This window comes from Siminovitchia fortis (assembly GCF_003605365.2).
In the GTDB taxonomy this organism is placed as follows: domain Bacteria; phylum Bacillota; class Bacilli; order Bacillales; family Bacillaceae_C; genus Siminovitchia; species Siminovitchia fortis.
The window spans coordinates 190,767-216,053 of the sequence record NZ_QYTU02000001.1; the positions used below are offsets into that span (position 1 = coordinate 190,767).

The window sequence follows — 25,287 nt, forward strand, 5'->3', positions numbered from 1 at the left end:
CTCAATTTTTTCATTAAACAGGGCGAACGACTATTCGTGATCCTTCGACTTTCACAACTTTCACTTTCGTGTTATTTTCGATAAAGCTGCCGTCCGCAACAACATCAAGTCGTTCATCATCAATCTTGACCGTTCCGGATGGCCTTAACGGTGTGACTGTTACTCCTTCGTGGCCGATTAATTCCAATCTGTTTACATTTGAGACATAGCCGCTTTCTGTATTCGTCGAATCGGTTAATATGAATTTCCTAAATATATTCACTCTCTTACCAAACACCTTTAACATGATAATAATTAATAGGAACGCTAGTGCCAGGGCAGTGACAATGGACATTCCCATTTGGATGACGTCTTCACCCGCAAGCAGCATACTGCCAATGACCGCGGCTGTTCCCAGGATTCCCAATATTCCACCTGCAACAAAAACTTCCGCAGCAATCAGTATGAGCCCGAAAACAAACAATAGAATGGATTCATATCCGGCAAAGCCTGCGACATAGTGCCCATAAAAGAACAGCAGCAATGCGGAAATTCCCATTCCTCCCGGCAGTCCGAAACCAGGGGTATACAGTTCAAGTACGAGCCCAAGGCTTGCAATTGTCAAAAGAATCGGAACAACAACAGGATTGGTAATCAGCCTTGCAAGCGATTCGGCAAAAGCCGGCTTGATCGTATGGACCTTGGCATCCTCCATTCCCAGGTCTTTGAGCAATTCATCCATATTGTTGACGGTCCCCTCAGAATAGCCCACCTTCAACGCCTTGTCGGCTTCAAGTGTCAAAAGTTTCCCATTTTCTTTCAAATCAGGAAGATCAATTTTCTTGCTGGCCATCGCCTTGGCGATTTCGGGATCACGGTCACTCCTTTTCGCGGCGGCTTCCATTGCAGCAAGCCACATGCTCTCAGCTTTTTCACCGGCAGTGTTGCCTTGCTGGTCAATGACGGCAGCTGCGCCCATGACAGCATTTGGCGTCATATAGATTTTATCTGTATGAAGGGCTATATACGAACCTGCCGAAATGGCCCATGAATTTACGAATGTGACCGTTTTCACATCCGCATTGGCAATCCTGTTTCCAATATCACGGGCGGCATCCACTGCGCCTCCTGGAGTGTTCATATCAAAAACGATCAGGTCCGCATTTTCTTTCTCTGCCGTATTGATGGCCCTGTCCAAAAAAGCATAAAGGCCTTTTTCGACATCATCTTTGATCGGGATGACGTATACATTCTTTTCCTTGCCTTCGGCCTGAACGGGAAGAATTAATATGAGCCCCGCCAAAATGAGAAAAACTGAAGCAAAAATCCTTTTCAACAATATCCCCTCCCTTCAAAAACCCGTCATTTACATTACGATTTGCAAGGGAAAAAGTTTCAAAGTTTCTCCTTCCAATTATACCTGAAATTTTCAAGAAATGCTCGAACGCCGTGTCGGGCGTCCAAACAGGACGGTTCCTCGGGAAAGAGATATTATGTAACACCGGTCCCCAACAGCAAAGCCGGAAAGCGTAAGCTTTCCGGCTTTCATTCCTGTTTATGACAGATGCCGTTGGACAAGCCTGCTGACGAGTGCTCCGTCCGCTTTTCCTTTTACTTTAGGCATCAAGGCACCCATCACTTTGCCCATATCAGCCTTGGTTGAAGCTCCTGTATCAGCAATCGCTTTTCGAACGAGCTCTTCCACTTCTTCTTCGGACAGCTGTTCCGGCATATAGTTACTAACAAATTCAAGTTCTTCTCTAATTTTCTGGGCGAGATCTTCACGTCCAGCTTTTTCAAATTCGTGGAGGGAATCTTTACGCTGCTTCACTTCGCGAGAAAGGACTGTCAACTCTTCATCTTCTGATAATTGCTTATGGCCCTGCTTGATTGCTTCGTTTTGCAATGAAGCCTTGAGCATGCGAATGACAGAGAGCTTTTCTTTTTCTTTGCTTTTCATCGCCTGCTTCATATCTTCGTTTAATCGATCAAGAAGACTCATTGGTCCACCCTCTTATTATTTGCGTTTTCTTGCGGCTTCAGATTTTTTCTTGCGCCTAACGCTTGGTTTTTCATAAAACTCGCGTTTTCTAAATTCTTGTAGGGTCCCTGTTTTGGAAACAGTACGTTTAAAACGGCGAAGAGCATCCTCAAGAGATTCATTTTTGCGAACTACTGTTTTTGACATCTAACTTTCCCTCCCTCCGAACGTAGCGATCACATGCCAATGGAACAAAATCCATGTACTTAGCAATTATATTATAACACTTATTTCAGGTCAACGGATTGAGCATGGTATTTGATTTTTTCGCATGTCCGTGGGTTTGATCCCATATCATTCAATAGGGGTGAGGACATGCTCTACATTTTTTTATTTTTTTTATTGGCCGGCTGCTTCTTGCTCGGCATGACCTGGATGAGAATCGGGCTCTTCAATTTATCGGGAAGCGCACTTGAACGCTGGCTCCGGAATGCAACCAGCACACCGTTAAAAAGCATGATCGCCGGCATCTTCATGACAGTCATCCTTCAAAGCAGTTCAGCCGTGACAGTCATTGCCGTCGGTCTTGTATCCGCCAGGATTTTGACATTTCCCCAGACGATCGGCATTGTGCTTGGAACAAATATCGGGACTACCGTCACTTTAGAAATTCTGTCCTTTGATTTATCTGTCGTCATCATTCCGCTTTTATCAGCCGGTACTTTCTGCCTGTTCTTTCGAAGCGTCAAAATTAGAAGCACCGGATTTATTTTTATGGGAATCGGCATTATTTTTGCCTCTATGAACGGCTTCGGCTGGCTGTCCAGTCCCTTAACAAGCATCGGCCATGTACATAGTTTGATCGGCCACATGGAAGGGAGTATGTTTTCCGCTTTTATGATTGGTGTTATACTGACGGCTGTCATCCAGTCAAGTACCGTTGTGACAGGCATTGCCATGAGTTTTATCGGATCAGGCGTTTTCAGCCTGGAAACCGGCATCCTGATTATGATGGGGTCCAATATCGGCACCTGTTCCACAGCACTATTAGCGGGTATTGGTGCGGGAAATGAAGCACGGCTTACTGCCTATGCACATTTGTGGCTGAATATTATCGGAGTGCTGGCCTTTTTGCCGTTCATATCTAATTTGGCCGAATGGAGCATCTCTCTGACTTCAAATCCGGAAACCCAGCTGGCCCATGCCAGTGTCATATTCAATATCATTTGTTCAGCGGCTGTGCTTCCATTTGCCAATCAGTTTGGACGATTCATTATGAAACTTCATAAAAAGAAACAATGAAACCGTTGAAAATTTATGCCCAAAAATGCACGCGGCGATTCACGTGCATTTTTACTAGACAGTTTTTATAACATCATAAAATGACAGCTATCGCAACTGCGCCTGCAGTGATGACTACACTGAGAATCTTGACATAAGGGGGAAGGGACTCCCTCCCCTTTTCGTTCACCTTTTCTTCTTTTTCATTGACCACTTTGCGATACTCCGGACTGCAGCATCCCATTACGCCACCCTGTTCCAATTAGAGATATCGTCTTCAAGCGGAAGATTATTTGCACGGTTTTTCTTCGCTGCAGCAAAGAAGAGGGCCACCAGTATGGCGGAGCCGATAAAGCCGCCTATCCAAGAAACATTCATTGGAAGATTAAAGCCGATTGGCGCATTTAAAATATATGTGATGACCATTATCAGCATAAATGTCCCGGGAATCAGCGAAATAAAGTAATTTTTCTTTGCCACGTAAAGATACATCGCTCCTACAAACAAAGCAATGACTGCAGTCGACTGGTTTGCCCAGCTAAAATATCTCCAAAGTACGTTAAAATCGATCTGTGTCAGCACAACCGAAATGGCAAAGAGCGGGACAGCAATCCACAAGCGGCTGCTGAATTTCTTCTGGGCAATATTAAAGTATTCTGCAATGATCATGCGGGCACTTCGGAAAGCTGTGTCCCCTGAGGTAATCGGCAGAACGACAACTCCGAGGACAGCAAGCGTACCGCCAATCGCTCCGAGCATTGCAACAGAAACCTCACTTACAACTGCACCAGGACCGCCGGCTGCCAATACATCATTCAACCCATCATAACCGCCAAATAAGCTCATTCCTGCAGCGGCCCAGATCATTGCAATGATGGCTTCCGCAATCATCATACCGTAGAAAATTTTACGGCCTTGTTTTTCCTTCTGTGTCGTACGCGAAATGATCGGTGTTTGTGTTGCATGGAAGCCGGAGAGCGCTCCGCAAGTAATCGTGAAAAAGATTAATGGGAAAACCGGCAAATGATCAGGATGGAAATTTTGCAAAGACAGTTCAGGGATTGGTGCCCCTGTTACTACCATCCCTATTCCCACTCCAACTGCACTGATTAAAAGCAGCGCCCCGAAATAAGGATAAAGACGCCCGATAATTTTATCAATAGGCATCAATGTAGCCAAAATATAGTAAAAGAAAACGGCGGCGATAATTATCCCGAGCGCAACCTTCCCATTCATTAAAACATGAAGAAGGCTTGCCGGTGTTGAAACAAAAACAGTACCAACCAAAAGAAGAAGCAAGACCGCAAATGCATTGACGACATGCTTCATCACTTTTCCTAAAAACTTGCTGGCAAGTTCAGGCAAATGAGCTCCGCGGTTGCGGATGGAAATCATGCCGGTCAGATAGTCATGGACAGCCCCGGCAAAAATGGCCCCGATTACAATCCAGATAAAAGCCACGGGTCCGTAAAGCGCCCCCATGATCGGACCGAAAACAGGACCGGTACCGGCGATATTAAGAAGCTGAATCAAAGAGTTCTTGGAGGTGCTCATCGGAATATAGTCCACGCCATCAGCATTTACATATGCAGGCGTAGCCCGTTCCTCTTTCACACCAAAAACCTTTTCAACAAATTTTCCATAGGTAAAATACCCTAGTATTAAAAGGACAATCCCTGCTAAAAATGTATACATAAGCCTCCCCCTTCTATTAAAAAGAATGAATGCGTTTACATTTATAGTATACTAAAGAAAATGGAGGCCGGCAATTAACGCGGCCCCAATTTTTCCGTTCGGCAATTCATTGCATATTGACGATTTTTGGACCAGAGCTTGTCCCTATTCTGGTTGCTCCGGCATTGATCATCTTTACAGCGTCCTCATGTGAGCGGACACCTCCGGATGCCTTCACTCCCATTTGGCTGCCGACGGCTTCACGCATGAGCTTCACATCCCGTTCTGTTGCACCCCCGTTTGAAAAGCCCGTCGAGGTTTTAACAAAATCGGCTCCGGCTTTCTTTGCAATTTTACAGGCAACCTTTTTCTCTTCATCAGATAATAGGCATGTTTCAATGATCACCTTGACAAGCGCCTTCCCTTTCGCTGCAGCCGTGACAGCCCGGATATCGTTTTCAACAAGGGCCAGATTTCCGCTTTTCAATGCTCCGATATTGATCACCATATCCACTTCCTGCGCGCCCTTATCAATGGCGTCTTTCGTTTCAAATGCTTTTACATCAGGAGTAGAGGCTCCCAGCGGAAATCCGATGACCGTACAAACTTTGACATCCGTTCCTTTTAAAAGGGCTGCCGCATCTTCAATCCAAGCCGGATTGACACAAACGGAGGCAAATTGATGTCCTTTGGCTTCTTCACACAAAGCTAAGATCTGTTCCTTTGTCACCTCAGGTTTTAATAAAGTATGATCTATCATCTGGGCCATATTATTTGGAATCATCTTATATCCTCTCCTGGTTTTTATTGTTGAAAAAAACTGCAGCCATCGCTGCAGTTTCATTTATACTACCATAGAAGCCGGGGCATCTTCATCCATTACACGAACAAATTGCCCTTCGCAATATGGGTATCCCGCTTTTGTTATTTTGACTTTGACGAGCTTGCCGACCATTTCTTCGGCCGCTTGGAACACAACTTTTAAATAGTTGTCCGTGTACCCTTCATATAAGCCGCTGTCAGGATCATCCTTGAACGGCTCCTCCGGAATGACTTCAAGAACCTCGTCCTCAAATCTTGAGGCATATTCTTTTGCCAATTGATCGGAAAGCGCGATTAAGCGGTGAACGCGCTCATTCTTCACACTTTCATCGATCTGGTCCTTCATTCTGGCTGCCGGTGTCCCCGTTCTCATGGAATAAGGGAAAACGTGCAGCTCTGAAAATTTATGTTCTTTTACAAAATTGTACGTCTCCATAAATTCTTCTTCTGTTTCACCAGGAAACCCGACGATAACATCAGAGGTGATCGCCAGATCAGGCAATGCTTTCTTTAAGAGTTCCAGGCGCTCGGCGAAAAATTCCATTGTATATTTGCGGCGCATTCTCTTCAAAACGGTATTTGAACCGGATTGGAGCGGGATGTGCAAATGCCTTACAACCAGATTGGATCTGTCGATGACATCAATGACCTCATCTGTTAACTGGCTTGCTTCAATGGAAGAAATCCTGAGTCTTTTCAACCCTTTTACGTTTGCTTCCAAATCCCGGAGCAAAGCGGCCAGATTGTAATCCTTCATGTCTTCCCCGTAACCGCCTGTATGAATGCCGGTCAACACGATTTCTTTGTACCCTGCATCTACAAGCTGCTGTGCCTGGCGGATGACTTCCTGCGGTTCGCGGGAACGCATGAGTCCGCGCGCCCAAGGAATGATGCAGAACGTACAGAAATTGTTGCAGCCTTCCTGAATTTTCAGGGAAGCGCGCGTACGGTCGGTGAATGACGGAACATCCAATTCCTCATACACCCGATTTTTCATAATATTGCCTACGCCATTGATCGGCTGGCGTTCTTTCTTATACTGCTCAATATAATCAAGCATTTTTACCCGATCCTGTGTCCCGACAACGACATCTACACCGGGAATCGCCATGATTTCCGCCGGTGATGTTTGGGCATAACACCCTGTCACGCAAATGACGGCATCAGGGTTTTTACGAATCGCACGGCGGATTACCTGGCGGCTTTTTTTATCACCTGTATTGGTGACCGTGCATGTATTGATGACATAAACGTCAGCGGTCTCTTCGAATTCCACCCGTTCATATCCATTTTGTTTAAACAGCTGCCAAATGGCTTCCGTTTCATAGTGGTTGACTTTGCAGCCTAATGTATGAAATGCCACGAGAGACATTAGATCACCTCATTAATTCAAAATGATAGGAAACAGCGGATAATGCATATAATGGAGCTGTCTCCGTCCTTAAAATCCTTGGGCCCAGCCCGACCAAATCAAAACCATGAGCTTGCAGCTGCTCCGTTTCTTCTTCTTCAAACCCGCCTTCCGGACCGAAAACCAACAAAATACGGCTATCGGGTTCAGCGGAAGAAAGCATATGTGCCAAGCCGCTTTTTTCTCCATTTTTCGCCGCTTCCTCATATGCAGCCGCCCTATGGTCAAATTTGTCCCCCAATGCAAGAAGCTGTTTGAATGAAAAAGGCTGCGAAATTTCCGGAAGCTTTTGGCGATGGGATTGCTCTGCCGCCTCTTTCGCTATTTTTTTCCATCTCTCAAGCTTTCTCGGGGCTTTTTTCTCTTCCCATTTTACAACGGAGCGGGCAGCAATGAAAGGGACAAATTGTGAAGCGCCCAGTTCCGTCCCTTTTTGAATGATCCACTCCCATTTATCCCCTTTGGGCAGCCCGCTCGCAATCGTCACGTAAACCGGGAGCTCATTTGATTTTTTCTCCCATTGCGCAATCCGGATTTCTACGCTGGCATCACGAATTCCTTCTATAATTCCTATTCCGGCCTCTCCACTGCCAAAGACCACATAAAGGGGATCCCCCTGCTTCATTCTCATGACGCGGGTAATATGATGGAAATCTGTACCGGAAATAACGGCCGTTGTCTGCCCATTAAACGGCTCATTTATAAAATACCGCTGCATTTCTTCACCTCTAGTTCAACGCCTGACAATAAATGTGACCCAATCTTTCATTTTAATCGTTTCTTCAATTGTAAAGCCTGCCTTTTGAAGCGCCACCTTCACATCATCAAACTTTTGCTCAATAATGCCGGAGGTTATGAAAAAGCCGCCCTTTTTAACTGCTCTCGCGGCGTCATCGGCAAAGGAAATGATCACTTCAGCCAATATGTTTGCAACAACGGCATCCGCTTGTTCAGTGATTCCGTTTAAAAGGTCATTCTGCTCAACCGTTACTGTTTCATCCACATGATTCAGAGAAATATTTTGGCGCGCCGCTTCCACAGCCACCTCATCCAGGTCCAGCGCTTTTACTTCCTTTGCGCCGAGCAATGCGGCTGCTATGCTCAATACCCCGGAACCAGTCCCCACATCAATGATGGTGTCGCCCTTTTTCACGGTCTTTTCAAGTGCCTGTATGCACATGGCCGTTGTCGGATGCGTTCCAGTTCCAAATGCCATGCCAGGGTCAAGTTCTATAATCAGTTCATCCTCTTCCGGCGTATATTCTTCCCATGTCGGGACAATTGTAAAGCGGTCTGAGACTTTTACAGGATGATAATACTTTTTCCAGGCTGTTGCCCAATCTTCTTCCTTGACATCAGAAAGGTTGACTTTATTCTCTCCTATGTCAATGCCAAACTCTTTGAGGTTTGAAATATTTTGTTTGATTCTATCCAGTGTCTCATTTAGTTTCGAAGTTTTGGGAAGATAAGCTTTGATGATGACTCCTTGTTCAGGAAAGTCATTGGGGTCCAGTTCATATATTTCCCCAAACCGGTTTTCCCTTACCCGCAAAAAGTCGGCCCGGTCTTCGATGGCCAATCCGCTGACGCCCGCCTCGTATAAAATATGGCTGATCGGTTCCACCGCTTCATTTGCAGTAAGTATACTGATTTCAGTCCAATGCATTTGACTGCTCCATTCTTAATCGCCTTTAAAAGCACGTTTCATTTTTCCAAAAAAGCTTTCGTCCTGTTCATCAGGCGCGTTCCCGCTTATTTCCGCAAACTCGCGGAGCAGTTCTTTTTGCCTTTCGTTCAGCTTCGTCGGGGTAACAATTTTAACGAGTACATGCTGATCGCCTTTTCCGAATCCACGTACATTTTGTACACCTTTGTCACGCAGCCTGAATCTCGTTCCAGTCTGGGTGCCTGCAGGTATTTTCAGCTTTACTTTGCCATAGAGTGTCGGGACTTCTATTTCATCACCGAGTGAAGCCTGGACAAAAGTAATCGGCATTTCACAATAGATGTCATCCCCGTCCCGCTCAAAAAATTCATGCGGCCTTACATGAAAGACGATAAAGAGATCCCCGGGAGGGCCTCCATTTACGCCCGGCTCCCCTTGGCCCGCCACACGCATCTGCTGGCCGTCGTCAATCCCTTTGGGTATCTTGACATTGATTTTTTTCCTTCTTTTTACTTTTCCTTCCCCATGGCATGTGCCGCATCTCTCTTTGACGATTTTACCCGTTCCATGACAATGCTGACAAACTCTCCTGTTGACGATCCTTCCGAATGGTGTTTCCTGTTCAATGTTCAACTGGCCTGTTCCGTGGCAATGATGGCAGGTTTCTGGATTTGTCCCGGGTTTTGCACCTGATCCGTTGCAAGTGTCACATGTTTCCTCCCTGGGGATTTCAATGACAGTCTCCTTTCCGAAGATGGCTTCTTCGAAAGTGAGTGTCATCGTATACTGTAAATCAGCCCCCTGCCTTGGCGCATTGGGATCCCTGCGGCCTCCCCCGAAGAAGGTGCTGAAAATATCCTCAAATCCGCTGAAGCCGCCAAAATCCGCTCCGCCTCCAAACCCGCCGAATCCGCCTTGGGGTCCTTCGTGTCCGAACTGGTCGTACTGGGCTCTTTTTTGATCATCACTTAACACTTCATAGGCTTCCGTTATTTCCTTGAACTTTTCGTCAGAGCCCTGTTCTTTGTTTATATCCGGATGATATTTTTTTGAGAGCCTTCTATAGGCTTTTTTTATTTCATCTTTAGAAGCGTTTTCCGATACGCCAAGCACTTCATAATAGTCCCTTTTGCTCATGTTTCCACACTCCCGAATTATTCACATAGCGTTCATTTTACCATATTTGACTTATACAATGAAAGAAGAAACACGCTTATTCCGGATAATGAAATAAAAGTCAAAGCCCGTGCAGCGGGCTTTGACTTTGGCAGCATTTTTATTTTGATTCTTTGTCATCGTTAACTTCTTCAAATTCCGCATCAACGACGTTGTCGTCTCCGGCGGTATTTGCCTCTTCCCCGCCACCCTGCTGGGCTTGCGCTTGTTTCGCAGCTTCTTCATACAGCTTGACGGAAAGGTTTTGGACAATCTCTTGAAGGGCATCTTTCTTCTCACGGATTTCAGCTGTGTCATTCTTCTCAACTGCGGCCTTCAATGCATCTTTTGCTTCCTCTGCTTTCTTGGCCTCCGCTTCGTCCACTTTACCCTCAAGTTCTTTTAAAGTTTTTTCTGTTGTAAAGATCAGCTGGTCAGCTTCGTTTCTAAGTTCCACTTCTTCTTGGCGCTTCTTGTCTTTTTCCGCATTTTCCTCGGCTTCTTTGATCATTCGCTCAACTTCTTCCTCTGAAAGGCCTGAAGAAGATTTGATTGTGATGTTCTGCTCTTTGCCGGTTCCAAGGTCTTTGGCGCTTACGTTCACGATACCGTTTTTGTCGATATCGAATTTAACTTCGATTTGCGGAATGCCGCGGGGCGCGGGCGGAATATCAGTCAATTGGAACCTTCCGAGCGTCTTGTTGTCTGCAGCCATCGGACGCTCACCCTGCAGTACATGAATATCAACAGCTGTCTGGTTGTCGGCGGCAGTGGAGAATACCTGCTGCTTGGATGTCGGGATCGTTGTATTTCTTTCGATCAATTTAGTGAAGACACCGCCCATTGTTTCAATTCCAAGTGATAGCGGTGTGACGTCAAGAAGCACCACATCTTTAACGTCTCCGGACAATACGCCGCCTTGAATGGCCGCACCCATTGCCACTACTTCATCCGGATTCACCCCTTTATGGGGATCTTTGCCAGTTTCCTTGCGGATCGCTTCCTGAACAGCCGGAATCCGTGTAGAACCCCCGACAAGGATGACCTTATCAATCTCCGAGGCTGTTTTTCCGGAATCTTTGATAGCCTGGCGTGTAGGAGCCATTGTTTTTTCCACAAGTCCGGATGACATTTCCTCGAATTTCGCCCGGGTCAACGTCACTTCAAGATGGAGCGGTCCTGACTCTCCAGCCGTGATGAACGGAAGTGAAATTTGAGTCTGCGTAACTCCAGACAAATCTTTTTTCGCTTTTTCCGCAGCATCTTTCAACCTTTGCAGAGCCATTTTATCCTGGGAAAGATCAATCCCGTTGTCCTTCTTAAATTCCTGTACAAGGTAATCAATGATGACCTGGTCAAAGTCATCTCCGCCCAAGCGGTTATCTCCGGCTGTCGCCAACACTTCAAATACGCCGTCGCCCAGTTCAAGAATGGAAACGTCAAATGTACCGCCGCCCAGGTCATATACTAAAATCGTCTGGTCTTCATCTGTTTTTTCCAGTCCGTATGCAAGTGCCGCTGCGGTCGGTTCGTTGATGATCCTTTCTACTTCAAGGCCGGCAATTCTGCCGGCATCTTTCGTAGCTTGACGCTGTGAGTCGTTGAAATAAGCCGGAACAGTGATGACTGCTTTTTCCACTTTTTCGCCCAGGTAGTCTTCGGCATATGATTTCAAATATTGAAGGATCATCGCCGATAATTCTTGGGGCGTATATTTTTTCCCCTCAATCTCTTCCGTATAATCCGTACCCATATGGCGTTTGATGGATATGACTGTATTAGGGTTGGTGATGGCCTGGCGCTTCGCAACCTCCCCAACTTGAATCTCACCATTTTTAAAAGCAATGACCGAAGGGGATGTACGGTTTCCTTCCGGATTTGGAATTACTTTCGGTTCCCCGCCTTCAAGCACTGCCACACATGAGTTTGTCGTTCCCAAGTCAATACCAATGATCTTGCTCATGCTCACATAACCTCCTTAACAATATGTACCTGGCTATTTGCTCACTTTGACCATTGCTGGTCTGATGACTCGATCTTTCAATATATATCCTTTTTGGAATTCTTCCAACACGATATTTTCTTCTGTTCCATCTTCCTCGGCCTGCATGACCGCCTGGTGAAGGTTTGGATCGAACTCGCTGCCAACTGCCTCAATTTGCTCGGCACCTTCGGTCTTTAAAGCTTCAATGATGCTTCTATAAACCATTCCAACTCCTTCAAGCAGCGCTTTTGTCTGTTCATTATCAGGTTCGATCTGCATGGCTCTTTCAAAGTTATCAATTGCAGGAAGAAGATTCGTGATCAAGTGCTGTGCTCTATATTTTTCATCCGCTTCCCTTTCAAGCTTGGTACGGCGGCGGAAATTATCAAAATCTGCAAGCAGACGCAAATAGCGGTTTTCTTTCTCTTCAAGCTGTGCTTCGAGCTCCTTGATTTTACTTGCCAGCTCTTGTTCCCGTTCATCTTCTCGATCTGAAGGAGACTGGATGCTGTCAGCTTGTTCATTCTCTTGACCGCTTTGGTCTTCAGGCTTAACATCATTATTTATTGCCGTATCTTCTTGATTCAAATCTTCCGGCTTTAACGTTTCTTTAGATTCTTCGTGCAATGTCTTCACCTCCTTAAAAGAAAAGCGTAAGCGCCTGTCCATCGACGTACAGACGGATTTTTTTCAATAAAGAAGGGAAATTAGCAAATCGCTAATTCCCATTCTAGCTTTTTCGCCTAACTTTCGTTAAACATTTTTGTTAATGCTTCGCTCATATCCCTGCTTAAAAAGTCAAGCAGGCCGATCACTCTGGAATATTCCATCCTGGTGGGTCCCAAAATGGCAATTGTTCCGACAGGCTCTTGTCCAATGGAGTAAGTTGCGGTTATAAGGCTGCAGTCTTCCATGGCCATGTTTTTATTTTCTTTTCCGATCTTTACATGTATCCCATGGGGAATATGCTTGAAAAGCTCATAGATCCCCTCTTCCTTTTCGATCATGTTCATCAATGACCGGACTTTATTAATATTATGGAATTCCGGCTGATTTAACATATTTGTCTTTCCGCCGAAAAATATTTTTTCATTGCCCGGCATATCCAGTGTTTTTAAAATAGACTTCAGCAGCTTATCGTATTGATGGATATTCTGCCTCAAAATTTCTGCCACTTCATACTCAATTTTAGCCTTTAATTCCGAAATCGGCACTCCGGCAAGCTTTTGATTCAAAATATTGACGAGCTTCTCAACATTTCCTGGCGCATAGTTTTCCGGCAGGGAAAATATCTTGTTTTCCACATGGCCGGTATCCGTTATGATGACGGCAACCGCTTTTTCACCGGAAAGCGGAACAATTTGCATGCGCTTCAGTTTGTTTTCCTTGACTGCAGGGCCAAGGAGTATGGCGGTGTAGTTTGTCAGCTCTGACAAAACGCTGGCAGATCGCTGTACAATATCTTCGAGCTCATAAATCTTCTCTGCAAAGATGGAATGGATCAGCTGTCTCTCGTGGGCACGGAGCATTTCCGGCGCCAATAGATGATCAACGTAATACCTGTACCCCTTCTCAGACGGTATACGCCCCGATGAAGTATGGGTTTTTTCAATGTATCCGTACTCCTCCAAATCTGCCATTTCGTTGCGGATCGTTGCCGAACTTAGATTTATTTCTTCCCTTTTCGACAATTTCCCCGAGCCGATGGGTTGGGCAGACCTGATAAAATCATCAATAATGGCTTGCAGTATGAGTAGTTGACGATCTGTAAGCACCATTCATCACCTCTGTTAGCACTCTGTACCAGTGAGTGCTAAATCTAATATAAAAGTAACAAAATGACCCATTGATGTCAACGAATAATTACTCGTTTTACAAGTGGCTTTTGATTAAATAAGAAACGTTTGAAACACTTCATTTCCAAGAAAAAGGCCTTGGTGAGTCAGTCGAATATTGTCGTTCTTCTCTTCAACCCAGCCTTTAGATTTCAAATCCTCGATCTGCTTTTGGAATAATTCCTTTGGATTGATTGAAAACTTCTTTTTGAAATGGGAAATGCTGACTCCTGTCCTTTTTCTTAAGCCGAGAAACATCTCTTCTTCCATCTTTTCCCGATCCGTCACTTCATGTTTTTCGAATATCGGGAGAAGGCCCTTCCCTAATGGCTCCATATATTTTTTCAAAGGCCCGTAATTTGAGTACCGTATACCGTTAACATATCCATGGGAACCGGCGCCAAAACCAAAATATTCATCGTTGTTCCAATAAACAAGGTTATGGATGCTTTGGAAACCCGGTTTTGAAAAATTGCTTATTTCATATTGCTGCAAACCGCTTTTTTCCATCTGTTCGATTAATATTTCATACATTGCCGCTTCCTGGTCTTCCCCCGGCAAATTAAGCTTTCCCTTTCTCAACAAATTATAAAAGACCGTCTTCGGCTCAACAATGAGGGAATAACCCGAATAATGCGGAAGATCCAGTTCAATGGCCTTTTTGAGAGTATCTGAAAAGTCTTCCATCGCCTGGCCTGGCAATGCGTAAATCAAATCGATGCTTATATTTGAAAATCCTGCCTGCCGGGCTTGGTCGATAGAACGGTAGACATCCTCCACTTCGTGTGACCGGCCTATTTTTTTTAACAGTTCATCATTGAACGATTGGACGCCAAAGCTGAGTCTGTTGACGCCATAATTTGATAATACTTCCAGTTTTTCTTTGGTAAGATCACCGGGATTGGCTTCAAAAGTGAATTCCCCATTTTCAGATAGAGGGAGGTGTTTTCGAATTGCGGAGCAAAGCGCGTCCAGCTGTCTTTCGTTCAAGGCAGTTGGCGTACCGCCGCCCACAAATATAGTGTTCAGTCTCATATCCGGAAACCGGTCTCTATATAATTCGAATTCTTTTTCCAGCATTCCGAGGTATTCATCCACCGGCTGGCCGTGCATAAAAAATTTATTAAAATCGCAGTAGTGGCATATATGCTCACAAAAAGGTATATGGATATAGGCTGAATACATTTTTTTCACGACCTTGTTCAACTTGATTGGCGAAAATTGGGCTGATTGCGTCTTATTTAGACCCGGAATCATTCATTCTTAAGACAGCCATGAATGCTTCCTGCGGAACCTCAACGGATCCCACTTGCTTCATCCGTTTCTTCCCTTCTTTCTGCTTCTCAAGAAGTTTCCGTTTCCGGGAGATGTCTCCACCGTAACATTTCGCCAGAACATTTTTCCGCATCGCCTTGATGGTGGACCTTGCGACGATCTTCTGGCCGATTGCCGCCTGGACAGGCACCTCGAACTGTTGGCGCGGAATCAGTTCTTTCAATTTTTCCACAATGGCTTTTCCGCGTTCGAAGGAAAAATCTTTATGGACAATAAAGCTGAGGGCATCTACCTTTTCTCCATTTAACAAAATGTCCATTTTCACAAGATTGGACGGTTTGTAGCCAATCGGTTCGTAGTCAAACGAAGCATAGCCCTTCGTGTTGGATTTTAAAAGGTCAAAGAAGTCATAGACGATTTCTGCAAGTGGAATTTCATAGACGACATTTACCCTGATTTCATCCAGATACTGCATATCTACGAAATGCCCCCGCTTTTCCTGTGCCAATTCCATGACGGCCCCTACATAATCATTCGGCACCATCATCGATGCTTTTACATACGGCTCTTCGACCCTGTCTATTTTCTGCGCATCCGGCATATTGGCGGGGTTATCAACCGAAACTTGCGTCCCGTCATTCATGTAAACCTTATATATTACACTGGGGGCAGTGGTGATCAAGTCGATTTTAAATTCGCGTTCGATCCGCTCCTGGATGATTTCCATATGCAAAAGGCCCAGGAAGCCGCAGCGAAATCCGAAGCCGAGCGCCTGTGATGTTTCCGCCTCGTATTCGAGGGACGAATCATTCAATTCAAGCTTTTCGAGGGCCTCTCTCAAATCGTTGAATTTAGCCGAATCGATGGGATAAAGCCCGCAGAAAACCATCGGATTCATTTTCCGGTAACCTGGAAGCGGTTCATCCGCGGGATTCGCTGCGCCTGTGATCGTGTCCCCCACACGCGTGTCAGCCACGTTTTTGATCGATGCGGTCACAAAGCCGACATCCCCGACAGTCAATTCATCGACGAGCATCGGCTTTGGCGCATGAACGCCGACCTCGGCCACTTCAAACTCCTTGCCTGTTGCCATCATTCGGATTTTATCACCGGCCTTGATTGTGCCGTCCATTACCCGGATGGAAGCAATCACTCCCCGGTAGGCATCATAAAGCGAGTCGAATATGAGGGCCTTCAAGGGAGCCTCGGAATCCCCTGCGGGCGCCGGTACTTTTTCGACTATCTGCTCCAATATATCTTCAATCCCGATCCCCGCTTTTGCGGAGGCGAGCACTGCATCTGACGCATCCAAACCGATGACATCTTCAATTTCCTTCCGGACCCTTTCAGGATCAGCTGCCGGTAAGTCGATTTTATTGATGACAGGGACAATTTCCAAGTCATTGTCCAGCGCCAGGTATACATTGGCAAGTGTCTGGGCTTCGATGCCCTGCGCAGCATCAACAACAAGGATGGCTCCTTCGCAGGCAGCCAGGCTTCTTGATACTTCATACGTAAAATCGACGTGCCCCGGAGTATCGATCAAATGAAAGATATACTCCTCTCCATCCCTTGCCTTATATGTCAATTGGACTGCATTCAATTTTATTGTTATGCCCCGCTCCCGTTCCAGATCCATGGAATCCAGCAATTGGTTCTTCATTTCCCTTGAGGACAGGGCTTCTGTCTTTTCAAGGATGCGGTCAGCCAAAGTGGATTTCCCATGGTCGATGTGGGCAATAATTGAAAAGTTGCGGATTTTTTCTTGTCTTTTCTGTCTGTCAGTATGGTTCATTTTTCTCACTCCTGTTGATAGGCACATGTCCACTAGGTTAGATTATATCAGCCCCACTCTCAATTCACAAAAAAAAGCACATATAAGAATATGCGCAATTTTTCATGTGAATCAAACATTTAGCCCTTAAAAAGGTTCATAATAAAATCTATCAAAAATTTCGCAGTCTCTTTTACAAATGAAGACAGCGCTTTTCCCATGGAAGAGAAAAAATTGTAAGTTTCAATATCTTCCAGTTCTTTCTTTTTCTTGGCAAATTCCTCTGCATGGTCAATTTCATTCCCCAAAAAGGCAGCCTCGATTTTCCCATCCTCACTCTCGCTTATATGGACCGGAGGCGGAAGCGCCGTATCTTCATACCCTTTCATGCCCTGCATTCCCTGGTGGGCTTTTTCCATGCCGATAAAGACTCCCACAAACAGGACAAGCGCCAAAAGCAGAAATTTCAACATAAACTTAACCAAACCGCCTCACCTCCGTCTGGAGCTTACTCTATTAATTATTTATGTAAGTGAGAGCATTAATAGAACCGGGAAGTCCATCACCGAAGTCCATCACCGGGTTTTAAATCCGGCATCTTTTTTATCGACAGACGTATGGAGCCCTGCGTTTAAACCTGCAGCAATCAGATTAGCCATGTCTTCAACAAATACATCCACCTCTTTTGGCGTAACCATCAGGTTATGCCCAAGCGGTGCCAGTACCTCGTGGATCAGCCTTCTTTTTTCTTCATCATCCAGCATCCCGACAATTCCCATGAATGTTTTCCTTTGGTCCTCGCCCGGCAAATCCTGTTCCGTAAGATTCTTCTTTTTGCCGAATGTCAGGCCCGCCGGCGCCAGCGATCTTGAAGGCTGACCCGATTCTTTCATTTCCCTTCCGAAGTGCTTCAAAATATAATCAATCGTATCGCTTGTAATGGTTACGGCATCGACCACTGTCGGCACACCAATGGAGATTACCGGTATCCCCAACGTCTCTTTGCTCAGTTCCTTTCTTTTGTTGCCGACCCCTGAGCCCGGGTGGATACCGGTATCTGAAATTTGGATGGTTGAATTGACCCTTTCAATAGAACGGGATGCAAGCGCATCGATCGCTATAATAAAATCCGGTTTTGATTTTTCGGCTACCCCAAAAATGATATCGCTCGTCTCAATTCCTGTGATCCCCATCACTCCAGGGGAAATGGAACTGACTGGCCTATAGCCCTCGTCAACATTCTGCACCTCAAGTTCAAACAGGTGCCTCGTAATAATTAAGTGTTCACACACTCTCGGTCCAAGCGAATCAGGTGTTACATTCCAGTTGCCAAGGCCGACAACAAGACAGCTCGCTGATTTTGGCAGGCCCAGCTCCATTAAAAAACGGCTGAATTCCGCTGCAAAAATTTCCTGCACCTTTTGCTGAAGGACAGTGTCCTGGCTTCTGATCCCTTGCACCTCAACCGTTACATAATTCCCGGCCTTTTTTCCAATCTGTTCCTCACCTTCGGGGGTTATTTTAACAGAGGAGATTTTTACCCCGTCCCGATCCCGCTCTTCCACCATGACTCCGTTTACTTCACGCTGCCCCTTTTTTTCCAATTGGCCGACAGCCATTTCAAATGCTTCTTTTGCCAAATCAGTCCTGACGTTATACCGGCTTAAATCCAATTCATTATCTTTCAATGTACAAGATTCCTCCTCGCTGGTCGTCTTATCATTCATCTTCTCCGTTCATGGGATGATTCATTCACAAAGGCAAGACGGATTATCATTTAATATTGCAATATTGAAGCCCGTTTGGTAAAATACTCTTGTTCTATTGGATAACGAATGGGCAAATCGAATGGTCTGCAGGAGGTGAACGAAATGCCAAACATTAAATCTGCGATTAAACGTGTAAAAATCAATGAATATAAAAACGAACAAAATGCAGCATTTAAATCAGCAATGCGTACAGCCGTCAAAAAGTTTGAAACTGCTGCTGCACAAAATGATGAAAACGCGAAAGATCTTTTCAAAAATGCAGTCAAGCAATTGGACAAAGCTGTCACAAAAGGAATCATTCATAAAAATACAGCCAACCGCCAAAAAGCTCGCTTGGCTAAAAAACTTAGTGCAATTGGCGCTTAATCAAAAAACGACCTTCAACAGGTCGTTTTTCTATTTTTCTTGCATGATCTTCATCAACAGCAATTCCACCGCAACGGATCGATCCAGTCCTCCACTTTTTAATTTCAGGTCGCATTCCGCAATCAAATCGATGATTGCCTTCAGTTCTTCGTTTGAAAAAGAACGGGCTTGGCCTGCTGCCAATTTTACCCGGTAAGGATGCACTTTCAGCAAGCCGGCGGCATGTTTATGGCTGTATCCCCGGCCTGTCAATTCCTTCACCTGATATATAAGCCTGAACTGTCCGGCAATAAGGGAGAGTATTTTAATCGGCTCCTCGTTTTGCTTCATCAGGTCAAAATAGATGCGAAGGGCCTCACCACTTTCCCTCTTGACGACGCTCTCTGTCAAAGCAAATACATTCTGTTCCAAAGATCGTGAGACAAGCCTTTTGACCATTTCTTCGGTTATCAAGCCTTTTTCGCCTGCATTCAGAGACAGCTTTATCAGTTCTTCATTAAGGGCCATCAAGTCATTGCCTGTCATGAAAACTAATGTATCGACAGCCGGTTCCTCTATTTCGGCATGATGGAAAGCAGCACGTTCCCTGATCCAATTTTTTAACTGGGGCTCGTTCAGCGGCTTGGCCTCCAAAATTTCCGCCTGCTTCTTGAGAAGTTTAGTGATTTTTTTCCTCTCATCCAGCTTTTCGTAATCGGCAATGAAAACCATTACTGTATATTGGGCGGGGTCGCTTACATATTTCTCCAGCCTTTTCAGATCATGCTCCACCTTTTCCTTTTGCTTCACAGCAGTCAAAAAAACAGGATTATGTACGATAACCAGTTTTTTTTCACCTAAAAATGGGTAAGTCTCCGCATCTTCTATTGCAAGCTCCACCGGTACTTCTTCAAGATCATAGGCTGAATAATTAAATTCTTCACTGCCATTCGTTAACACGTTCGCCATCAGTTTTTGTTTAACGTCATTGATTAAAAAGGATTCTTTTCCGTATAATAAGTATATTGGCGAAAATGTTTTGTTTCTAATGTTTTTCATTATACTCATACGACATTCTTCTCACTTTCCCAACTTTCATGGATATATTCATCGTAAGGAAAGTGAAGAGTTTTGACAAGAGGCAATGGGGACTTTACCCGAAGGAAAAAGCCCCCTGATCTATATTGAACGCTTCTGAATAAGGCCTAGGACACTTATCCAAAAGCGGAGTAACGTGCCGTAAGGATAGTTTGACCACAAGCAATAAAAGTATATGTGTCAACTCTTGTCAACAGAGGTAAAAGGAAAGTGGATTTTTTTTAAGGCTTCATCTATACTATAGTGGAAATAGGAGGGGTAGTTGTGAGAGAATCTGAATTCGAATTTGAACAAAATGTACAGTCCAAGCGCAATGATGCCATCGATTCCGGGGTCGGCTTCGTTGTATCATTTGTATTCTTCACAGCCATTTTTGTGATTGGTACAGTAATCGAAGTGCTTGGGAAGTAATCGAAAAGCGGCCTTGCCGCAATCATGCAATTATTCATTAAGAAAAGCGCAAGCGCCTTGCTCAGCGCGGGCAAACAAGACGATTTCCGAGGAACAGTTCGTAAGCGAACAGGGAAGCAGCTTGATCCTTGCGAGGCTAGGCGCTGGAGCTGGACATTACGTAACCTTTGTTTCAAGAGAAAATTCAGTAAAATTTTAAACTTTCTTTAACTCCAAGAAAGAAGAAGTTTGCGGTTCGCAAGCTTCTTCTTTTTCCTTTAAGGATTTCTCTCACTATCATATGGCAGCACCGTCTTAAAGGTTCCCCCTTTGGATGTAAACCGATAGTGAATCGCCCCGTGCTCATCGGTCCGGAATATTCGGATATTTTCTTCCTCTAAAATTTCCAGGACCTCAGCATGGGGATGCCCATATCTGTTCGATTTTCCCGCTGAAATGATCGCATACTCAGGCTTTATCATTTGAATGAATGGCTCGCTGGACGAGCCCCTGCTCCCATGATGCCCCACCTTTAAGACATCAATATCAAGCCGGCTGTATCTTGATAGTACTTCCTCTTCTCCGCCTTTTTCCAAATCGCCGGTAAAAAGCCAGTCAATCCTCCCAAACGATGCATACAGGACAAGTGAATCATCATTCCCTTCATATTCATCATCAAATGGATAAATAAAATGAAATGATCCTGATTTGTTTTCCCACCCATACCCAGCTTTTACTTCTTTCACTGCTATCTTTTCTTTGAAGGCTTTATTTACGACATCCGCCATGATCGGCTTTATCCAGGAATTTGGGCTGATTAATATTTCTCCTATCTCCAATTCTCCGATCAGTTCATCGGCCGCTCCGATATGATCGGCATCACTGTGGGTCAGAATCAGTTTATCAATCCGGCTGATCCCTTTGCTTTTTAAAAAAGGAATCAGCGTATCTCTTCCCACCTTGAACGGCTTCCTTCTTTCCTGCCATTCGGCAACAGGGAAGCTGAGCTGTCCGCCCGTATCGATCATGTAAATTCCTTGGTTATAGGGAAGCTTGATCAAAATACTGTCGCCCTGTCCCACGTCAATGAAAACCACTTCTCCATAAGCCGAATACTTCTGGATGGCAGAATGGCAAATTAAAATGAAGATAAGGGGCAGCGCACATTTCAGTGGATGGATCCTTTTTTCCTTCAGAACGAAAAAAGCAAGGATGCCGCTTACAATGAAAATCATGCCCAAAGTCGATGGTTTTCCCGTCAATATAACTGAAAATGGCAAGGAGCCGGCTGCGGATGCTATTTTTTCCGACAGTTGTACAACCCGGTCGACTACCGCAGCAGCCATATTAAAAATTGGAGAGCCCGTAAATGAGATGGCAAAAAGGATGAAAACAGCGGGCAAAAGTATAAGTGTATAAAACGGGACAAAAAGGAGATTTGCCGCAATGCTGATCAAAGAAAATTCATAAAAATGATAAGAGAGGACAGGTAAAGAAGATAGCATGGAAACTACCGATATGTTTATCATTTGCCAAAGGGCTTGCTCATTTTTGCGGAAAAAGTAACCTGATGATAATGTCAAAGCAAAGGTGACGGCGTAGGAGAGCTGAAAACCGATATGATAAATCAGCAAGGGGTCAAAAATCAGGAATAAAATGAAACTAAGCGAAAAAATATCCAATGTGGACAGCGGCAGACGCCATTTTTTTGAGGACAAAAGCAGGATGGCCATAATGACTGCCCTGATGACGGGAGGGTTTCCGCCGCTTAGGACTGCATATCCCGGCAGAAAAATGAAAAGTGTCCAAAAGACAGACTCTCTTGTCATGCCTGACCTTATGCACAGAAAAAAGGCGCTCCCGGCAATAATGCCGACATGAAGACCGGATATGGCGAGTAAATGCACGACTCCAAGCTGTTTATAGGAACGGTCGGCCTCCTCCGAAATGAGCGATCTTTCACCAAAAATAAGTGCAGCCGCATATGAAGCGAGCTTTTCCGGAAATTTGTTTTCAATCGTCTGAATGCCTGATGCCCGCATATTTTGCAAAACGCCTGCAGGAGATGCCTTGTTTAAATGACAATCGGTGGCGGTGATGCTGTCCGGCTCGAAAATCCAGTGGATATCCATTCTTTTTAAATATAGTTCATAATTGAAAGCATGCTCATTTCGATTTGCTTCGGGCCGCACCAATTGACCGTCCATGATACAGGTCAATCCGGAACGCAGATTGTGCATCAGGTCATTTTTTTGGTTTTCTGAAGGGATTTTATATAGGAGCATAAATTTTTCTTTATCCGGGGTTATTGCAACGGCTTTCAGCCGATTACCGTCAATTTGCGGATATTCTTTGAATGTCAGAGCAACCGCCTGAATTTTAGCAGGGGATTCGTATTGGGAAACGTTTGCTGTTTTCACGCGTTCACTGACAAAATAGAAAAACAGCATACATGTAATGTAAAGGGTAAGCAATTTAAAGCTTTCACGATGAATAACCCTGATCATCCCTAATGATGATATGAGGATGGGAATCAAATGAAGTTCAAAAGAAAGCAGGACGCCGGTAAAAGCTGCCAGCGCCATGTAAACCCACTTTCCAGACATTTTTTCCTCCTTTCGATTGATTGTGATGGGACCGTCATGCACCGTTCTTATTCATTTGCATAGGCAAATTTCATAAAGATGTCACGGTCGAGCGGCACCTGTTCCGTATGGACGCCGGCTTCCCCAAACAGCTCGATTGCATGCGGATGATTTTTATAATCCTCTGCGTAATAGACTGCTTTGATTCCCGCCTGGATGATCCCTTTCGTACACTGGAGGCAAGGGAAATGCGTCACGTAAATTTCCGCTCCATCGGTCGGAACCCCAAATTTTGCACATTGGATGATCGCGTTCATTTCGGCATGGATCGTCCTGACGCAATGCCCGTCAATGACATAACACCCATCATCAATACAATGGACACCGCCGGCGATCGATCCGTTATATCCACCTGCGATGATCCGGTTATCCCTGACAATGGTGGCGCCGACCGTAAGTCTCGTACAAGTGCTTCGGAATGATAATAAATGGCTTTGAGCCATAAAATATTGTTTCCACGATATTCTTTCCATAAGCTGCTCCCTTTTTTGACATTTTCTTTAGTTTATCGGCTTATCTCCACATCAGTCAATTGACAGAAATCGACTCCTGCAGTTTTTCAAATGTTTTTTCACCGATTCCTGATACATTCTGTATGTCTTCCACCTTTTTAAAAGGCCCCTGCTGTTCCCTGTAATCAATAATTGCCTGTGCTTTTGCCGGACCGATTCCCGGAAGGGTCTCAAGCTCCGATAACTCAGCGCGATTGATATTCACTTTCCCATTTGTCTGCCCGCTTGAAGGGGCTGCCATCACGGGTGGAGCATCCTCGATGGTCTCACCTTTTTCCGGTACATAAATGACCATTTCATCGTGCACTTTTTGAGCAAAGTTGATCTGCTTTTCATCGGCGGTTTCCAATAGCCCTCCGGCGTGTTCGATGGCATCGAGAACCCGGTCGCCCTCTTTCGCCTCATAAAGCCCCGGAAGAGAAACAGCCCCTTTTACATCTACAAAAACGGGTCCCGCTTCAACCTCCTCCTCCTCTTCAATAGGTTTTTCGGCCTTCTCCTCCATCACTGTCTGCAATGCCGCTGCATTCTTAGCCTCCATTTCATCTTTAGGTTTGCTTATAAAAAGAAAAACCGCGAGTACAGCCACAACACCGCTAATTAATATCGTTTTATGTTTTTCCAGCCAAATCATTTCAACTTGCCTGCCTTTCTCATATGAATATTTTTAATTGCTAAAGCATACATTGTCAGGAATAGAAAAGTTGAAGGGGGGAACAGCATGAAGGTCGGAATTATAGGAACAGGAAACATGGGAACCATTCTTCTAGAGGCCCTGATCACTGGCGGAGCGGTTTCTCCTTCGGATCTCATTGTTACAAATCGGACAAAATCTAAAGCTGACAGGCTTAAACATATCTATAAGAGCATCACGGTGGAAAACAGCCCGGATGAAGTGATCAAGCAATCGGACATTATTTTCATTTGTGTGAAGCCATTAGATATCATTTCTTTGATAAAAGAAAAAGCCGCTTTATTTAGTCGGGAAAAATGTCTTGTGTCGATCACCAGCCCCATTCAGGTGACGTGGCTGGAAGAAATGGTTGATGCATCGTGTGCAAGGATCATTCCAAGCATCACAAACAGGGCTCTGGCAGGAGTATCTTTGTTTACATTTGGAAATAAATGTGAAAATCATTGGAAAGATAAATTGTGGGAGATGTTATCCAAAGTATCCGTCCCGCTTGAAATAAACGAAAGCATTATTCGGGTTTCGTCGGATATTGTAAGCTGCGGTCCTGCTTTTATCAGTTTTTTGACAAGAAGCTTGATTGAGGCGGCTGCTTCAGAAACGAAAATTGATGAAGATACGGCAACCATGCTTGCGGAAAACATGCTGATCGGACTGGGAGAGCTTTTAAAGCAAAAACATTATACCCTTCCCGCCTTGCAGGAGAAAGTTTGTGTCAAAGGAGGTATTACAGGGGAAGGAATTGCTGTATTGGAGCAGGAAAAAGGGGAGATGTTTGAAAAACTTTTCCGTGCCACACATAAAAAATTTGCTGATGAAGCATTTCATATCCAGAAAAAATTCAACTCATAACTTATTCTATATTTAAAGCAAAATCCCTTCTGTTTTTTTATAAAATTTTTAAACCTTGCAGTTGGGCTGCGGCAACTGCGGGGAGCTGGGCCGGCGGCGACGGACTGGATGTCCTAGTGCCGCCGAAGCCACAGGATAAGGAAAGCTA

25 protein-coding genes are annotated in these 25,287 nt (G+C 44.9%); 4 read left to right on the top strand and 21 right to left on the bottom strand.

Going from position 1 to position 25,287, the window contains the following annotated elements; translation table 11 throughout:
- Positions 1-13: 13 nt before the first annotated feature.
- The 3 genes from D4N35_RS01060 to rpsU form a co-directional block, all read right to left on the bottom strand.
- Positions 14-1,315: an NfeD family protein gene (locus tag D4N35_RS01060; protein WP_120068591.1), complete on the bottom strand. Its 1,302-nt coding sequence runs from the start codon at positions 1,313-1,315 to the stop codon at positions 14-16.
- Positions 1,316-1,534: 219 nt separating this feature from the next.
- Entirely contained in the window at positions 1,535-1,981 is a 447-nt protein-coding gene (locus D4N35_RS01065) for a GatB/YqeY domain-containing protein (protein WP_120068594.1), read from the bottom strand.
- Positions 1,982-1,996: 15 nt separating this feature from the next.
- Entirely contained in the window at positions 1,997-2,167 is a 171-nt protein-coding gene (rpsU, locus tag D4N35_RS01070) for a 30S ribosomal protein S21 (RefSeq protein WP_120068597.1), read from the bottom strand.
- A gap of 168 nt (positions 2,168-2,335) precedes the next feature.
- Between rpsU and D4N35_RS01075 the strand changes: the two genes are divergently transcribed.
- Positions 2,336-3,262 (top strand): Na/Pi symporter, encoded by a 927-nt coding sequence (locus tag D4N35_RS01075; RefSeq protein WP_120068601.1) that lies wholly within the window; start codon positions 2,336-2,338, stop codon positions 3,260-3,262.
- Between the two features lie 73 nt (positions 3,263-3,335).
- Here D4N35_RS01075 and D4N35_RS17965 read toward each other — a convergent pair whose 3' ends face one another.
- The 14 genes from D4N35_RS17965 to gpr all read right to left on the bottom strand — a co-directional run bounded on the left by D4N35_RS17965 (position 3,336) and on the right by gpr (position 18,564).
- Positions 3,336-3,485, bottom strand: a complete 150-nt coding sequence (locus D4N35_RS17965) for a hypothetical protein (RefSeq protein WP_164876247.1) — start codon at positions 3,483-3,485, stop codon at positions 3,336-3,338.
- Positions 3,485-4,936 (bottom strand): carbon starvation CstA family protein, encoded by a 1,452-nt coding sequence (locus tag D4N35_RS01080; RefSeq protein WP_120068604.1) that lies wholly within the window; start codon positions 4,934-4,936, stop codon positions 3,485-3,487. The genes D4N35_RS17965 and D4N35_RS01080 overlap by 1 nt, the downstream gene beginning before the upstream one ends.
- 106 nt (positions 4,937-5,042) lie before the next feature.
- A complete protein-coding gene (gene deoC, locus D4N35_RS01085) occupies positions 5,043-5,699 on the bottom strand; it encodes a deoxyribose-phosphate aldolase (protein ID WP_430722755.1) in 657 nt (218 codons plus the stop codon).
- Positions 5,700-5,759: 60 nt separating this feature from the next.
- The gene (mtaB, locus tag D4N35_RS01090) at positions 5,760-7,109 is read right to left on the bottom strand and encodes a tRNA (N(6)-L-threonylcarbamoyladenosine(37)-C(2))-methylthiotransferase MtaB (RefSeq protein WP_120068607.1); all 1,350 of its coding nucleotides are present in this window, start codon (positions 7,107-7,109) and stop codon (positions 5,760-5,762) included.
- A 4-nt stretch (positions 7,110-7,113) separates the two neighbouring features.
- Positions 7,114-7,866, bottom strand: a complete 753-nt coding sequence (locus D4N35_RS01095; RefSeq protein ID WP_120068610.1) for a 16S rRNA (uracil(1498)-N(3))-methyltransferase — start codon at positions 7,864-7,866, stop codon at positions 7,114-7,116.
- 15 nt (positions 7,867-7,881) lie between these two features.
- Positions 7,882-8,814 carry a 50S ribosomal protein L11 methyltransferase gene (gene prmA, locus D4N35_RS01100; RefSeq protein WP_120068613.1) on the bottom strand — a complete coding sequence of 311 codons (933 nt, stop codon included), beginning with the start codon at positions 8,812-8,814 and terminating at the stop codon, positions 7,882-7,884.
- A 15-nt stretch (positions 8,815-8,829) separates the two neighbouring features.
- The gene (dnaJ, locus tag D4N35_RS01105; protein WP_120068615.1) at positions 8,830-9,951 is read right to left on the bottom strand and encodes a molecular chaperone DnaJ; all 1,122 of its coding nucleotides are present in this window, start codon (positions 9,949-9,951) and stop codon (positions 8,830-8,832) included.
- Positions 9,952-10,090: 139 nt separating this feature from the next.
- Entirely contained in the window at positions 10,091-11,932 is a 1,842-nt protein-coding gene (gene dnaK / locus D4N35_RS01110; protein ID WP_120068618.1) for a molecular chaperone DnaK, read from the bottom strand.
- A 33-nt stretch (positions 11,933-11,965) separates the two neighbouring features.
- Entirely contained in the window at positions 11,966-12,580 is a 615-nt protein-coding gene (gene grpE / locus D4N35_RS01115) for a nucleotide exchange factor GrpE (protein ID WP_120068621.1), read from the bottom strand.
- A 116-nt stretch (positions 12,581-12,696) separates the two neighbouring features.
- Positions 12,697-13,728: a heat-inducible transcriptional repressor HrcA gene (hrcA, locus tag D4N35_RS01120; protein WP_120068993.1), complete on the bottom strand. Its 1,032-nt coding sequence runs from the start codon at positions 13,726-13,728 to the stop codon at positions 12,697-12,699.
- A 114-nt stretch (positions 13,729-13,842) separates the two neighbouring features.
- Positions 13,843-14,973 (bottom strand): radical SAM family heme chaperone HemW, encoded by a 1,131-nt coding sequence (hemW, locus tag D4N35_RS01125; RefSeq protein ID WP_120068995.1) that lies wholly within the window; start codon positions 14,971-14,973, stop codon positions 13,843-13,845.
- Between the two features lie 52 nt (positions 14,974-15,025).
- On the bottom strand, positions 15,026-16,858 hold the full coding sequence (gene lepA, locus D4N35_RS01130; RefSeq protein ID WP_120068624.1) for a translation elongation factor 4: 1,833 nt from the start codon (positions 16,856-16,858) through the stop codon (positions 15,026-15,028).
- A gap of 119 nt (positions 16,859-16,977) precedes the next feature.
- Positions 16,978-17,322: a DUF3679 domain-containing protein gene (locus D4N35_RS01135; RefSeq protein ID WP_120068627.1), complete on the bottom strand. Its 345-nt coding sequence runs from the start codon at positions 17,320-17,322 to the stop codon at positions 16,978-16,980.
- 90 nt (positions 17,323-17,412) lie between these two features.
- Positions 17,413-18,564, bottom strand: coding sequence for a GPR endopeptidase (gpr, locus tag D4N35_RS01140; protein WP_430722754.1), 1,152 nt, complete (start codon positions 18,562-18,564; stop codon positions 17,413-17,415).
- A gap of 144 nt (positions 18,565-18,708) precedes the next feature.
- Here gpr and rpsT point away from each other — a divergent pair, with 144 nt between their 5' ends.
- The gene (gene rpsT / locus D4N35_RS01145; protein ID WP_120068633.1) at positions 18,709-18,972 is read left to right on the top strand and encodes a 30S ribosomal protein S20; all 264 of its coding nucleotides are present in this window, start codon (positions 18,709-18,711) and stop codon (positions 18,970-18,972) included.
- Positions 18,973-19,002: 30 nt separating this feature from the next.
- On the opposite strand, the gene holA is transcribed toward rpsT, so the two are convergent.
- Positions 19,003-20,019, bottom strand: a complete 1,017-nt coding sequence (gene holA, locus D4N35_RS01150) for a DNA polymerase III subunit delta (protein WP_120068637.1) — start codon at positions 20,017-20,019, stop codon at positions 19,003-19,005.
- A 294-nt stretch (positions 20,020-20,313) separates the two neighbouring features.
- Between holA and D4N35_RS01155 the strand changes: the two genes are divergently transcribed.
- The gene (locus D4N35_RS01155; RefSeq protein ID WP_120068641.1) at positions 20,314-20,460 is read left to right on the top strand and encodes a YqzM family protein; all 147 of its coding nucleotides are present in this window, start codon (positions 20,314-20,316) and stop codon (positions 20,458-20,460) included.
- A 257-nt stretch (positions 20,461-20,717) separates the two neighbouring features.
- Here D4N35_RS01155 and D4N35_RS01160 read toward each other — a convergent pair whose 3' ends face one another.
- From D4N35_RS01160 to D4N35_RS01170, 3 genes are read right to left on the bottom strand one after another with little or no spacing between them, the layout of a single operon-like run.
- Positions 20,718-23,045 carry a DNA internalization-related competence protein ComEC/Rec2 gene (locus tag D4N35_RS01160; protein ID WP_120068645.1) on the bottom strand — a complete coding sequence of 776 codons (2,328 nt, stop codon included), beginning with the start codon at positions 23,043-23,045 and terminating at the stop codon, positions 20,718-20,720.
- Positions 23,046-23,092: 47 nt separating this feature from the next.
- Positions 23,093-23,557, bottom strand: coding sequence for a ComE operon protein 2 (locus tag D4N35_RS01165; RefSeq protein WP_120068649.1), 465 nt, complete (start codon positions 23,555-23,557; stop codon positions 23,093-23,095).
- 55 nt (positions 23,558-23,612) lie between these two features.
- Positions 23,613-24,230 (bottom strand): helix-hairpin-helix domain-containing protein, encoded by a 618-nt coding sequence (locus D4N35_RS01170; RefSeq protein WP_120068652.1) that lies wholly within the window; start codon positions 24,228-24,230, stop codon positions 23,613-23,615.
- A gap of 51 nt (positions 24,231-24,281) precedes the next feature.
- Here D4N35_RS01170 and comER point away from each other — a divergent pair, with 51 nt between their 5' ends.
- Positions 24,282-25,139, top strand: a complete 858-nt coding sequence (gene comER / locus D4N35_RS01175) for a late competence protein ComER (protein ID WP_260842226.1) — start codon at positions 24,282-24,284, stop codon at positions 25,137-25,139.
- The last annotated feature ends 148 nt before the right edge of the window (positions 25,140-25,287 follow it).